The sequence below is a fragment of the Shewanella sp. Choline-02u-19 genome, from assembly GCF_002836205.1.
GTDB lineage: Bacteria > Pseudomonadota > Gammaproteobacteria > Enterobacterales > Shewanellaceae > Shewanella.
Map to the genome: position 1 here is coordinate 63209 of NZ_PJBE01000011.1, position 13970 is coordinate 77178.

9 protein-coding genes are annotated in these 13970 nt (G+C 43.5%); 5 read left to right on the forward strand and 4 right to left on the reverse strand.

What is annotated here, in order from left to right; genetic code table 11:
• Complete coding sequence (locus tag CXF83_RS01680) at positions 1–498, reverse strand: hypothetical protein (protein ID WP_180961023.1); 498 nt, start codon at positions 496–498, stop codon at positions 1–3.
• Between the two features lie 113 nt (positions 499–611).
• On the opposite strand from CXF83_RS01680, the gene CXF83_RS01685 reads away from it, so the two are divergent.
• From CXF83_RS01685 to CXF83_RS01700, 4 genes are all read left to right on the forward strand, one after another.
• Complete coding sequence (locus tag CXF83_RS01685; protein ID WP_101093392.1) at positions 612–3272, forward strand: hybrid sensor histidine kinase/response regulator; 2661 nt, start codon at positions 612–614, stop codon at positions 3270–3272.
• A 155-nt stretch (positions 3273–3427) separates the two neighbouring features.
• Positions 3428–4318 (forward strand): hypothetical protein, encoded by an 891-nt coding sequence (locus CXF83_RS01690; RefSeq protein WP_101093393.1) that lies wholly within the window; start codon positions 3428–3430, stop codon positions 4316–4318.
• Between the two features lie 365 nt (positions 4319–4683).
• Positions 4684–6747 carry a S9 family peptidase gene (locus CXF83_RS01695; RefSeq protein WP_101093394.1) on the forward strand — a complete coding sequence of 688 codons (2064 nt, stop codon included), beginning with the start codon at positions 4684–4686 and terminating at the stop codon, positions 6745–6747.
• 207 nt (positions 6748–6954) lie between these two features.
• Positions 6955–7521 (forward strand): YSC84-related protein, encoded by a 567-nt coding sequence (locus tag CXF83_RS01700; protein WP_101093395.1) that lies wholly within the window; start codon positions 6955–6957, stop codon positions 7519–7521.
• Between the two features lie 143 nt (positions 7522–7664).
• Here CXF83_RS01700 and CXF83_RS01705 read toward each other — a convergent pair whose 3' ends face one another.
• From CXF83_RS01705 to CXF83_RS01715, 3 genes are all read right to left on the reverse strand, one after another.
• A complete protein-coding gene (locus tag CXF83_RS01705; RefSeq protein WP_101093396.1) occupies positions 7665–8249 on the reverse strand; it encodes a hypothetical protein in 585 nt (194 codons plus the stop codon).
• 431 nt (positions 8250–8680) lie between these two features.
• Entirely contained in the window at positions 8681–11716 is a 3036-nt protein-coding gene (locus CXF83_RS01710; protein WP_101093397.1) for a molybdopterin-dependent oxidoreductase, read from the reverse strand.
• 9 nt (positions 11717–11725) lie between these two features.
• Positions 11726–12421, reverse strand: a complete 696-nt coding sequence (locus CXF83_RS01715) for a 4Fe-4S dicluster domain-containing protein (protein ID WP_101093398.1) — start codon at positions 12419–12421, stop codon at positions 11726–11728.
• Positions 12422–12966: 545 nt separating this feature from the next.
• On the opposite strand from CXF83_RS01715, the gene CXF83_RS01720 reads away from it, so the two are divergent.
• Positions 12967–13932, forward strand: coding sequence for a LysR family transcriptional regulator (locus CXF83_RS01720; RefSeq protein ID WP_101093401.1), 966 nt, complete (start codon positions 12967–12969; stop codon positions 13930–13932).
• The last annotated feature ends 38 nt before the right edge of the window (positions 13933–13970 follow it).

Sequence of the window (13970 nt, forward strand, 5' to 3'; positions counted from 1 at the left end):
CTACTCTCCCTGTGGCACGGTAATTAAGATATTCACTTCATCCGGAACCGACTCAACCGGCGCATACGCGATACCATTGGGGTTTTCATTTAGCCACTTTAGGATCTGTTTTATATCATCACTATCGAGCTCTTCGGGTGGTGAGCCTTTGCCAGAGAAAGCTAATCCTGCCCAATAGCCATTCATCTGTGACACAGATTTACCCAGCAACATGCTGTAGAACTCTTCGCGATGCATAGAGGTTTCGGGTAGATCAACCAACACAATTTTGAGACTGCCGCCGACTTTTTTAGACTTACCTCGATATAACATTCTGGCTTTGCTTTTACTCAAGGGAGGTAAATCATTATTGAGGCTAAAAATTGCAAACTCGACCTCGGAGCTTTCATCCGCGTCAGTTTCTAACGCCCAGAGTGAAGGGGATAGGGAGAGAGTCGCCATCAAAATGACTAATTTTGTATTAAAAAAAATGGCACCAAAGTCTAATCCATTAAACATATAAAAACCTTCAATCCTAGATAGTTTTTTGTACTTTTGTACTATGCTGAATATAGTCAAGAGTCATGCAATACACAAGGACATGACTAGCACGTTCAATTCAAGGAGTAGAAATGAACTTATTGAATCGTATTTCAATAAAAACAAGGATGTTGGCATTAGTATTACTACCTTTATTGTTTACGGCATTTTTATCCGCATTGGAGATAAAAAAGCAAACCAATAATGTCCAAGCACTCAACATTCTCAACCACAAGATCTCCTTTTTAGAATCATTTTCTGCACTCAATATCAAAATCAACCAAGCTAGAGAGCAGCTATACGCTCAAGGTGATTCATTCGTATTGGCTGACTTCACGCCGATAGTCGCGGAATTTCCTCTGATACTTCCCAAGGCATTCACCACAAAAAATATCGATGATATCCAAGCATGGTTTAATAGCACTAAAGATGCCTTAACAGAATCGCCTGAGCTGACACAAGTAAGTATTGTTGATTGGTCTACTTGGATAAACGAGTTGCAAACACAAGCGCTAATGGTGCTAGAAAAAGATAAGCTAGACGTACCGGAGCAGATTAACCAAAACCTCACCATATTATTTCAATTGCAATGGCTATCGCTTTGGTCCGCAGAAGAGAAGTGGCTTATTAACCAGTTACTCATCGATAGAAATAATACCGAGCTGTTGACTCAATTAAACATGAGCACAGAAAGGCAACAGCTCTATGTGGAACGCTTTATCAATATTAGCGCCAAACCTGAACAAGTCGATCTTCTACTGACGACATTTTCAGACAAAGCATTTGAACAAAGCTACCAACTGCGCCGCAATATTCTGCATGAAGATATTTTGGTTGATAGCCCAGAGTCTAATTTGAAAGCCTTTAGTCAACGCTTAAGCCTCATTCAGTTTGTAGTGACCAAATTTTCAGATCAATTGACCACTAAAATCCACAGTGAAATATCACAATCAAAAAAGCTGATCATCATTTTTTGTACTGCTTTATTTGCATCGTTAATCATCATCGGAACCATTGGCGCCAACCTCTATCGACGCATTCTTAACTACCTGCATCATGTAATAACAACCATGTCTAACATAGAGGAAACCCGTGACTACTCCAATAATATTAACGAAAATGGTAATGATGAACTCAGCTTGTTTTCCAAAAAACTGAATAATCTAATCCATGAACGTTACTTAAATGATGAGAAAATTTTACGAGCTAAATCTGATGCGGAAAAAGCTAACCAAGCTAAAAGTTCATTTCTCGCCAATATGTCCCATGAAATCAGAACGCCATTAAACGGCATTATTGGGATGTCTGAAATTCTTGCTGGCACCAAACTGACCCCCGTACAAAACGAGTACCTGCAAACGATCGAAACATCATCACATACCTTACTATTACTGATTAACGATATACTGGACTTGTCTAAGATTGAGTCTGGAAACCTCTCCATGACCAACACCGATGCCAATATCGCCGAGGTCGTCTACGACACGTTAACCATGGTGTTAGCGAAAGTGGTGGAGAAAAATCTCGACCTGCAAATTGATATCCCGACAAATACTCCTTACCTCATTGCACTCGACGAACACCGCATGCGGCAAGTCCTGATGAACTTATTGTCGAATGCAGTCAAATTTACCAGCGAAGGCTTTATAAAAGTGGCTATCAGCAGTCGTTTTGATGAAAAGCCATATGCCAATATGCAAATTAAGATTTATGACAGCGGCATAGGGATAGCAGAAGATAAGCAGCAACAGATATTCTCTCCATTTACCCAAGAAGATGGCACTATCACTCGCCAATTTGGTGGCACAGGCCTAGGTCTTGCGATCTGTAAGCAGTTGGTCGAATTAATGGGCGGTGATATCAAAATCAGTTCAAAAAAGGGCAAAGGCAGTTGCTTCTCCGTTGAACTAAAAGCGCGAATTATTGCGCAAGAAGCGCCAGGGAAAGATGAGTTCAAGCACCTTACCGCGGCATTAGTATCCAGTAACAATCACATTATTGAAACCATTGAGGATGCCTGCATCAGACAGGGGTTTAGGCTCAATTATCATTATTTATCTTGCTTTGATCTCTTACAAGATAAACAAAAGTTTGACCTGCTTTTTATTGATAATGCCTCTATTACTAGAGACGCCTTAACGACATTACCTGAGTTGTTAACTCAGCAAGATATCTTTACGATTGCCATCAACACCCCATCAGAGCAGCGTACGCTTGATAATATTGACTCCACCATCACACTTCCATTACTCGGGAAACGACTTGGCAATGCTATTCGTAACGGTATAGAAAATAGAGTACTGCGCGCAGAAAGCGCACCTGAAGCAGAGCAAAATACCAGTGACAACAACCCCGATGATACAAAAATAAACGTCGTGATTCTTATCGTCGAAGACAACTTGGTCAATCAAAAAGTCGCTTCACTGCTTGTGAAACAAGCTGGGTATGACTTTGTTATTGCTAATAATGGACTCGAAGCATTCGAGTTCATCAGTAAAGGGGAAGTCATTAACGCTGTTTTAATGGATTGTATGATGCCCATTATGGACGGTTTTACCGCAACTGAAAAAATCAGGGCATGGGAGGAGTTAAACTCAGAACAACGACTCCCTATCATCGCACTGACCGCCAGTGTATTAGATCAAGATATTGAGAAATGCTATGAATCCGGCATGGATGACTACCTCGCTAAACCCTTTAAAAAGGATGCGTTGATCGACAAGCTAAAGCAAGTCTCTAAGGTTGCCAGCTAAACCTCTTCAAATATAACGCCCCACGTCGGTGATCCCCTCAACTACAATGTCATTATGAGTCAAAAATAATCCCCTTTCAAAATGAAAGGGTACCCATGCTCTGGTTCAATATTCAACTTGCATCCCGATGATTAATAGTATGAAATAACAGCAATATGAATGAGTTTAATGACTTTGTATCACAAGGATATTGGTGGCTCTCTTTGCTTGGCGGTCTTCACTGCTTAGGCCTAGGTTTATACATCCGTTATATCTATCGCGAAAAGAACGGTAACCAGAAGATTTTAGGCAGCATATTCAGCCTAATGGCGCTGTATTTTTTTACCGGTCTACTCACCAAAGATAACGCTCCTGCGCCAATCCATTTTATCTTTATCTTGATTATCCCAATCTACTTTTTATTGATGCCGATGCTCTATTTATACTGTCATCGAAGTTTAAACGACGCAAAAGCACCCAGCGGATTTTCACCTCACTTCTTTCCTGCTTTGTTCGTCGCCATGACGGTATTAGCAACAGTCGGTTACCGTGTATTAAACCAAGGGGAACTGCCAGACATATCATTGAGCTTCAATTCAGGTTTAAGCCATCTAAGTCACCTAAGCCTTCTGGGAGCTGCGTTGCCAGGGCTGTTGTTTATCCAAACGGCGCTCTATTTTTACTTTATTTTAAAAATGCTTAGTCTCTATCCAAGCCGTACATCCAGATTACATCAAGAGAGCCTTAAGGACATAAAATTCCGCTGGCTGCTGGTACTGACTCTGGCGTTAATGAGTAATTGGATTGTCAGAGCCGTACTGGTCATCTTACCTTTTTATTTCGGCGAAGAACTTATTCACATTAACCATGTGGCGGCAAAATTGGTCCTGCTGCTCACCGTTTATATTCTGGCCATTTATGGCTTAAAACAGATCACCTACGCCGCATTTTTACGTGGAAGATTAGCACAGTCGCAGCAAAAATCGCCGATGAAGGCCAGTCAGCAACTGCTCAGTTCAGAAGAACTCGCCTACTTGCAAAAGTTAATGCAAGATGAAAAAAAATAAGCTAAATACCTGACATATTTCATGGATTTCATAACGCTAGTTGCGATAGGGTGTCATACCAATTGCACTAAGTATCTGTTCATTCAGTGGGAACTCAAAGCACTAAAGGCAAGCTGGGAACTCGATGCTAAATAGTTATTCGATATTAAGCGTTCCCCACGTAACAGGCTGAGCTTTGAACCCACCAGAAGCATTCCATTGCGGCTTTGCATTGACTTACAAGGGACAAATCATTTTCTCACCAATGCGTCTGGAACTGAAAAGATTGAGCATTTCTGAATTAACACTCTATTTAATGCAGCTGGTATTAGCGCTTATCTCATTATAAAAATTATAGAAAGACCTTGAAGGGTAGGAACAACCACATGAAAAAATTCAACAAGCTAACCCTGCTTGCTACCGCAATGGCAACATTGCTCGGTACCAGTATGGTGACCGCTGCAGCAGAAAAAACGCACGACATTATTATCGATGACTTTTTTGATATTGGTGGAATGAGTTCAGTGACATTAAGCCCCAATGGTAAAAAAGCACTTTGGCTAGAGACCCGCTGGGACAAAGAACTGGATAAGAGCCAGCGAGATCTCTGGCTGCTGGACACTGAAAGTGGTAATTCTAAACGCCTCACATTCACCAATGAAAGTGAATCCAGCCCACAATGGAGTCCAGACGGGCAACATATCTACTTTCTCGGCAAGGTAAAACAAGAAGCGGCCAAAGCACCTTACAACGGCAAGACACAAATCTTCCGCATCGCTGGCGGTGACATGCAACCGATGACTAAAGAGGTCGAAGGCGTTAGCGGATTCCAGCTAAGCCATGATGGTAAGAGCGTGTATTTTTTAGCCACTAAAACAGTTAAAGATAAAGATGACTGGGCCTCGATGCGTGCAGACCACTCAGCCCCTAAATATGGCCATGGCGAACGTAAAACGAACCCGCTATACCAACTTGACCTGCAACACTTTAAGCAACAGCTATTAATCGATGACGATAAAGTGGTGTGGGAATTTAAAGTCAATGAAGATGGCAGCAAAATTGCCCGTATCACCACTGACGATAATGAGTTAGTTCGGTTAGAAGGTTGGTCTGATGTCGAGATATTCGATACCAAAACAAAAACCAATAACACCCTCGCCGATACGCAATGGCGCGACCAAGCCCCTTCACCTTACGGCTGGTTATTAGGCTTAAATTGGCGAGAAAACAATAACCAACTCGCCTTTAGAATCGATTTTGACGGCCATCCAGGTAAGCTCTTTATTGCCAATGCGAAAGCAACAGAAGCCCCATCGCTCGAAGTCACACGTAGCGGAGATGTCACCTTAAACTCAGGCGATATAAAATGGAGACCCAATAGTGATGAGATCTGCTATCGCGGCGCAGATCATGCTCGAGTAAAGCTATTCTGTACTGAAATTGACGGTGACGAACAGGGCGACACGCGCACGGTCATTAATGGCGATATGGTCATTGGCAGCTACAGCTTTAGCCAAAATGGTAAACGCGTTGCCTTTAGCCACAACGGTCTAGATCACTTTGCTGATATGTTTATTGCGGATGCCAATCGCAGTCGAGCCAAAGCAGAACGCCTGAGTAATATCAACCCACAAGTCGAGAGTTGGAAGCTCCCTCAAATATCCATCGTGAGCTGGAAAGCACCTGATGGCAGTGTTGTCGAAGGGATATTGGATTTGCCAGCCGACTATAAAAAGTCCGACGGTCCGTTACCATTAGTGGTGCAAATTCATGGTGGCCCAACATCAGCAACCCCCTATGCTTTACAGCATCGCTCTTATGGCCGTTCAACATTCACCGCCAAAGGTTGGGCATTACTGTCACCGAACTATCGCGGTTCTACCGGTTATGGTGATAAGTTCTTAACCGATTTAGTCGGTAAAGAACACGACATTGAGGTAAACGACATTATTGCAGGGGTCGATCAGCTTATTAGCGACGGTATTGTTGATGGCGACAAAATGGCAGTGATGGGCTGGAGTAACGGCGGTTACCTAACTAATGCCTTGATCAGCACCACTGAACGTTTTAAAGCAGCAAGCTCTGGTGCCGGTGTTTTTGATCAACGCCTGCAATGGATGCTTGAAGACACCCCTGGCCACGTAATCAACTTTATGGAAGGTCTGCCTTGGGAAAAACCTGAAGCCTACACCCAGGGTTCATCACTCAGCCATGTCGATAAAATCAAAACACCAACGCTTATCCATATAGGTGAAAATGACCAGCGAGTGCCAGCGGGTCATGCACAGGGGCTATATCGCGCTCTCAAGCATTATCTCAATGTACCAGTTGAGCTCATTGTTTATCCTGGCGAAGGCCATGGATTAAGCAAGTATCAACATCGTAAAGCCAAAATGGAGTGGGATCAGAAATGGTTCGAGCATTACGTACTCGACAAGCCCATTAAATAGCAGCTCCAACACATAACAAAAGCGCCTATATTGGCGCTTTTTTGTTATCCATTCACCTGCCTTTACATCAACAACAATGACTTTAGCCTTGGTTAATGCTAAAAATGACTGCCATGGTTAACGAAGTTTGATGGGCCATTCATTTTCGGTTCAGCTTAACTATGCTACAACTAAATACTGACACATGAGCAGCTAAAGGAGATTGAAATGAAACACTTATTCAGAAAAATAACCGGCACTCTTTGCTTAGTTGCCAGTCTCGCCGTGGCGCCACAAGCCTTAGCAGAAGATGGCTATACTCAAGCTAAAACTACTTTCCAACAAGCCAATCAAACTCAAAAATTCTTCGATAGCGCATATGGTTACGCGCTTTTTCCGACCGTAGGTAAAGGCGGAATTGGTATAGGTGCCGCTTACGGTAAAGGACGCGTCTATCAAGGTGGCAACTATCAAGGCGATACCAGCCTAACCCAAGTTTCTTTCGGTTTTCAGCTCGGTGGCCAAGCTTACAGCGAAGTTATCTTTTTTAAAGATAAAGCAGCTTATACTGATTTCACTAGCGGCAGCTTTGAATTCGGCGCACAAGCCTCTGCCGTCGCGATTAACATTGGCGCCAATGCACAGGCAGGTACGACAGGAAATTCAGTAGGAGCAGGTAAAAAAGCAGCATCAGCATCTTATATCAACGGCATGGCTGTGTTTACTGTCGCCAAAGGTGGCTTAATGTTTGAAGCCGCATTAGCTGGACAGTCTTTTACTTTTGAAGAGAAATAGGCTCAACGGAATGCAGAGACGAGGGCGTGACTTAGTCACTTCGTAATAAGCTAAGACGGCAAGACTCGGACAATAACTCTAGGTTCTAGCAATTGAAAACTAGAACCTAGACGCATCACATCCCTTCACTTAAACAAAATGCCTTACTTATGTCCCCAAGGTACTGGTGGCAGCGTAACAGGCTTTGTCAGGTCAAAATCGACTCTGAAATCTCGCTCGTCGCGAGTCAAACGATAGGTGAATTCTGTTGGCTTGGTGTACATATGCCAAACATTGGTAATGGATACATCCAGTCCGTTGTCTCTAAAATTGTTAATTGAATAGGCATCGACAGGAAAGGACTGCTCAGTCGCACTGCCCATACCAGCTGTCATGCCACCATACATAGTCACCTTGTCTTCGCTACCATCTTTATGGCGATGATCATGGGCTAAATGCAAACCATATGAGGTTTTAGTGATCACCCAAGTGCGAGAGTGATCATCACCAACGTGAAACGGTACTTTAAGTTCAGTGTCACTGCATTCGCGTACATGCATAATCAGTTTCTTACCGCTAAAGGCTGAATCGGCAGTATTACCCGCTGTAACCGTCCCTTCAAAAGCTTTACCACAATGCGCTGCGATGCTATCAAAAAAAGCTGTTTGCTCTGTGGTTACTGCCATCGCAGGCAAGGCAAAAGTCGCAGCCGTCAAAAGGCCAATCTGTGAGTATTTTGTTATTTTCATTATTATCTCCAATGATTTGCGACCAACACTACCATAAAGAGATAAATTTTAGCTTAAGCAGCGAAAAGCCCCTCAGCCAAAAAGAATACTGAGGGGGAAATGTTGCAGGATGAAATGAGTTACGCTTGTTTGAGGTGTAAATTTATCGCCGGAAACATCTAATTTAGACGCTAATCTGTATAACGATTTAAAAACGCCCCCGAAGTTAATCTGCGGGGGAGTTTGTCTTCAATAGTATTTAAACTTTCTCTACTCAGATTGGAATGCCATGACGACAGTTGGTTCCAGTCCAATAATCATTGAGCATACTGGCACTTTGTTTGCGCGTTGGATCTGAACCTGAGATCACCTGCTTAAACACTAGCAAGTATTACAATGCTCAATAGATCCCTCCCCTCCAGATGTGAGAGGGATCCACGGTTCAATCGTAATTAAGCTTTCTCAACGCGAATTGGAATACCGTGTCGGCAGTTAGCACCGGTCCAATAATCATTGAGCATACTGGCATTTTGTTTACGCGTTGGATCGGACGGGATCATTTGATTAATCGCGACACCGCCAGCACGCTCTTTTAAGCCCGCCAACTTTTTACCATTAATCACTCGATCGTCACCACCAAAGCCCTTTGAATGACCAAAGCCATGAGACACACATACCGCCCCTCTTGCCACGCCAAAGTCTGTTTGCAATAAACCCTCGGCAGGCTTGCCATTGGCGGTCACTAATCTCACTGTGTCACCGTCGGTTAAGTTTTGGGCTTTTGCCGTCTCTTCATGCATATAGACAAAGTTAGTCGGGCTGATCTCAGCAATACGTTTGTAGGCAACTGCATAGTTTGATCTCACCGTTGCTTTGTAACTTGAAAACAGCAATGGATAGTCAGCTTCTGGCCAGTGACTTTCCCAGCTATCGCCATTCCAGAATCGATGCTGATGATAGGTAATAGTGCCTGGGTAATGCTCACCAGAATAGGCATGACGTAGCTGTGCAACCGCTTCATGGTAGATCTGCAGACATTTTGCCCCTGCACCCTTCACAAAATCACCTTCATAGCGTTCATCTGCCACATAGTAGCCACCACGAGATAGCAGTGCTTCAACTTCACTAGCCTCGTTAGGGTTGAGTCTTGGCGTCAACGGCTTCATTGCATAATCAAGTCCAGCCCATTGCCTATCTTCAGCCGTAACCGTCGGCAAGTTTTCGCATTGTGATGCCACATTTGCCAGATATTTAGCGTGCCAATCTTCAAAACAAAGCAAGTCAGCCTTGCTGCCATCCTCATGATCAATCGCGCCTTTACCAAAGCCGGGAAGCGCCATATTGAGTGCGATATCGACTAACAACTGCTCCATACAAACATGTTGACCCGCTTCGTTTTTAACGGTTCTTGGTGTCACTAATGGCGCTGCTGCAACCACGCCCAACATATGCGAACCCCACATACGGTCTGCGGCATACTCTTCTAGCATTGAGCGATCAGGAATAAAATAATCAGCGTAACGATTCGTCTCATTCATGTGGCAATCAATGCCAATAATTAACGGTAAACGTTTAGGGTCAGCAATACTTGCAACCACTTCTTGGCTAATAGAGGCTGCGCTATAAAGAAAGTTATTACGCCAGTTAAACAAGACCTTAGCTTGATACGGGTCGTTATTGGCATGACTCGTCCACTGCTCTGCTGCATTCATTGCCGGCAGAACCTCATGCCACGGCGTGCTAGCAGGGTATGGGTTTTCACCTTTAGCGAGTTTTTGTTTATATTCAGTCGATGACTCATAAGCACCATCACGACAGGCATTAACCACCCCGTCCAAGCTCACGCCATTGTCGATATTGGCTAAATCATAGCGACCTTCCATTCCACCAATCGGCCCGTTACCGTAAATAGCACCACCCTTAGCGTCATGACTGCCCACTAGGGTATTTAATGTTGCCCAGATCCAGCCCATAACGAAACCGTCAGACGAATTTGTGCCACCATTACCAGCAACACAGGCTTTACGACCGTAACGACCTAAATCTTTTGCCACTTGGCGCATATCTTCAATCGCAATACCCGACTTAGCGGCGTACTCTTTCATGCTGGTACGTTGTGTTTCTTCTCTTAACAAATACAACGAGGACGCTAATTTAACCCGACGACCCGATTTGTCTTTAACGGTTTTACTGACAAAGAGCTCAGCCTTGTCACCTGATTCAACAGACACGAACTCTTGCGTATCGGCATTAATAATCAGCGCTTCGTCTCCACCTAAACCAAAGTCTTTTGCCTTTGCAAAACGGCGGTAATCGGGGTGCTTCGCATCAACAATGACTAAGTGACCCGCATTGGTAAAGTTAAGCTCGCCTGCAGCTTTAGCCGCTTTCTCGCTGGCGCCTTCAAGGTGGGTTTTATTAAACCAACCCTCTTCTAGCATGGTACGAATCACACCAAAAGAGAACGCTGCATCTTGTCCAGGTTTAACCGCTAACCATGTTGCATTGGTATCGGCTGCTACTGTGGTTCTGAGCAGTGGATCAACACACACATATTTGAACTTTCGATCGACTCGACTATCAGCAAGTCCACGACCGACGCGGTTAAGGCTTGCACCTGAAGAACCAGGGCTGGTGCCCATAAACAAGCCATATTCGACATTATCCCAATCAACATCATTGAGCCATTCTTCAAAGCCTGAAGCCATGCCTAAGCTATAACCCGTCGCTTGAGCTGCACCGCAGTAAGCATGCTTAGTGCCTAAGTTACTCGTACCCCAAGACTGTTGCATAAAGCGAGCGTAGAAGCTGCCGCGTAAGGTATCTTCGGCGCAGTAGGTGGCAAACAGGTGGTTCGCCGCACTGCCAAACTCAGGGAAACCAGGCTTAACCGGTTTGTCGAGTTGACGTAAACTGCGTAAACCTTCGACATGGCCTTCACCAAAGAGATCGCCGCCTTCTAAAATTTCTTTTAATGCTTGCTCATAACTAATGGTGACCCACTTACCTTCACCCCGTTGACCATCACGCTTAAGCACATCAGTGACACGGCGTTCGTCATCAACAGAGTCGGCACAACTGGCTCCTTTAGCACAGGTAGTGGCACGGTTTTCGAGTCCAGCCTCACCCGCTAAAGCAATATAACTTTGCTTAACAGCCATCGCTATCGGCAATGGAGAACCAGAGTTATTCTCACAGTATGGATTACCACCGACTTTGAGCACTTTGTCACTGGCTTCGTCAATGCGCACTCGAAGACCACAAATGTTATAACAACTGAAACACCTAGAATATGCTGTACGTACACCTTTAGTGAGTTGCCATTGCCCATTAGCATCTTGCTGGCACTCTGCTGGGATCGGATGACCAAAACGACTGACATCTTGGCTGCGTTCAGAATCTGTAGGTTGAGCCATCTTGCCACAACCCACTGTAGCAGCAGCCACAGAAACAGCGCCCGCTTGCGTTAAAAATTTACGTCTGTCCATTACCCGCTCCTAGCGTTGCCATTCAAGGAAATTAAGTGACAAGATCTGCTTGTCTTTCGGTTGTTCAGGTAAACCAATATAGAAAATATTTGGCTTAGTTCCCTCACCCGCCAGCATGGCGTAAACCGAGTTATCGCGAACCAGTTGCGACACTTTACTGTTCGGGTCATTGAGGTCGCCAAAATTACGCGCTTCACCAATGCAGGTTTCAACACATGCAGGTAGTAAACCTGCTGAGACTCGATGAATACAGAAGTTACACTTCTCGGGAGGTGATTCTAACGTTTCATCTTTGCGTCTTGCCCCATATGGGCAAGCATCGACACATAACTGGCAATGGATACACTCATCATGGTCAATGACCACAATGCCATCCTCTTTACGTTTGTAGGTTGCTTCTACTGGGCAAACATCAACGCAGGGTGGGTTATCACACTGATTACATTGATTGGGTACCGCCAAAGTCGCAAAGCCACCGTCCAGCTCAATTGCTGCTTGGTTGACACGAGTTCGACAACGGCCAGTATCGGTTTGGTTTTCCATTGCACAGGACACAGTACAAGATAGACACCCTGTGCAACGGCGAACATCAAACACCATAGCCAATCTTTTACCTGGGGTTTTAGCTTGAAGTTGAACGCTTGGGATGAGCGTTAACATTGCACCACCAGCGGCCATTTTTAATATGGAGCGTCTATCCAACATAATTATTCCTTATTATGGATTCAATAAATAATTACTGAAACCACTTATAAAAACTCTATATATAAAATACACTCAAACATGTAAACATATATACAAAGGAATAATTAAAGCTGCAAATATCAAATAAAGGTCACAATAGAAAAATAATTATTATTTTTGTGAAATTAAATCGATAGATGATTTTTCGATATGATTTATAGAGTGCAAAAACATACTTGGCGGTATGTCTCACTTTGATTTCCCATTAAAGTGACCCAAAGGCATCGGCACCATAAGTAATTAATAAATAACAATTTAAATAATAATCAGCATCAAGACTATTTAGTACCAAAGTACAACTTAATCTGTATAAGGCATAGAAACCACATCTATAGAGATGTCCAGAGCAAATATCACTATTCGACATTTGCGAATGTTAATATGTAAAACACGAGAGCTATATCAAAAATATAAAAACAAGCTTTTTAAAAATGTGACTTATAACACTGAACATCACAACTATTATATAGATGATACCAATCAATTAATTCAGCCAGTGAATTTCCATGAACAAAATAGACCAACTAAATTATAATCAATTAAAAGTGTTTATTGCTATATATGAACATGGACAAAGCCATCAAGCCGCAAATGAATTGGGCATGACGGCTTCTGGTGTGAGTAGAACCTTGAAAATATTGAGAGATATCTTTAAAGACTCTCTTTTTATAAGACGCTGCTCTGGCTTTGTGGCTACCGAGAAAACTCATCAACTTATCCCAATGGCAAAAAGCCTGGTTGAACAGTACCAAAAAATAGAGATGCAACATTCAGTATTCACCCCAGCAGAGTCAGGTGGGCAGTTTGTTATTCATGCCTACGATGAGTTTGTCTATGCAGTACAAAAAGTGGTTCGCGACGACATTTTGAAAGAAGCACCTAACTTAAGGTTTGATGTCAGAGTATTAACCCACGACTGCTCTACAGAACTTGCCAATGGCGATATGGATTTTGTGGTCGTATACGAAGGGTTTAATGGCAAAAACCTCAACTACGAAATGTTTTCAGAAACTGACAGCCTCTATATTTTAGCTAAACGTGCGCACCCCATTTTCAATCAGCCGCTCACGCTTGAAAACCTCTCTCGTTATTCCTGTTTAGAGATTGATAATTACGACGACCTTGTTTGCCCGCTGTTAGTTAATTTATGCCGTGAACAAGACTTATGCATGGAGGTCGAGGGCTATACCGACAGTCTAGCCTCCGCAATGCGACTGCTAAGTGAAACCAATGCCATCACGCTGAGCTGTAACCAATTTACGCGTCAATTCGTCAATATGTTACCCGGCATTGACTATGTCAAATTGCCTGAAGATCTGGCACAGAAATGTCGAATACGTCGCCGTGAAAATCGTGAAATTGGCAACTATGTACTATTTGGCAATACCAATCATTCGGCCGCATTCAGTTGGGTAAAATCTAAATTAATTTGTGGGCTAGAAAGAGAGTGGCGTTTAGCAAGTGAAGCCTAGTGACATATTCATAGGAGAAGTCAAAACCAGTGCCGATG

Excerpts from the sequence above, each read along its gene's own strand:
- CXF83_RS01680 (WP_180961023.1), bottom strand. The coding sequence starts at position 498 with ATGTTTAATGGATTAGACTTTGGTGCCATTTTTTTTAATACAAAATTA.
- CXF83_RS01685 (WP_101093392.1), top strand. The coding sequence starts at position 612 with ATGAACTTATTGAATCGTATTTCAATAAAAACAAGGATGTTGGCATTA.
- CXF83_RS01720 (WP_101093401.1), top strand. The coding sequence starts at position 12,967 with ATGAACAAAATAGACCAACTAAATTATAATCAATTAAAAGTGTTTATT.
- CXF83_RS01700 (WP_101093395.1), top strand. The coding sequence starts at position 6,955 with ATGAAACACTTATTCAGAAAAATAACCGGCACTCTTTGCTTAGTTGCC.
- CXF83_RS01715 (WP_101093398.1), bottom strand. The coding sequence starts at position 12,421 with ATGTTGGATAGACGCTCCATATTAAAAATGGCCGCTGGTGGTGCAATG.
- CXF83_RS01710 (WP_101093397.1), bottom strand. The coding sequence starts at position 11,716 with ATGGACAGACGTAAATTTTTAACGCAAGCGGGCGCTGTTTCTGTGGCT.
- CXF83_RS01690 (WP_101093393.1), top strand. The coding sequence starts at position 3,428 with ATGAATGAGTTTAATGACTTTGTATCACAAGGATATTGGTGGCTCTCT.
- CXF83_RS01695 (WP_101093394.1), top strand. The coding sequence starts at position 4,684 with ATGAAAAAATTCAACAAGCTAACCCTGCTTGCTACCGCAATGGCAACA.
- CXF83_RS01705 (WP_101093396.1), bottom strand. The coding sequence starts at position 8,249 with ATGAAAATAACAAAATACTCACAGATTGGCCTTTTGACGGCTGCGACT.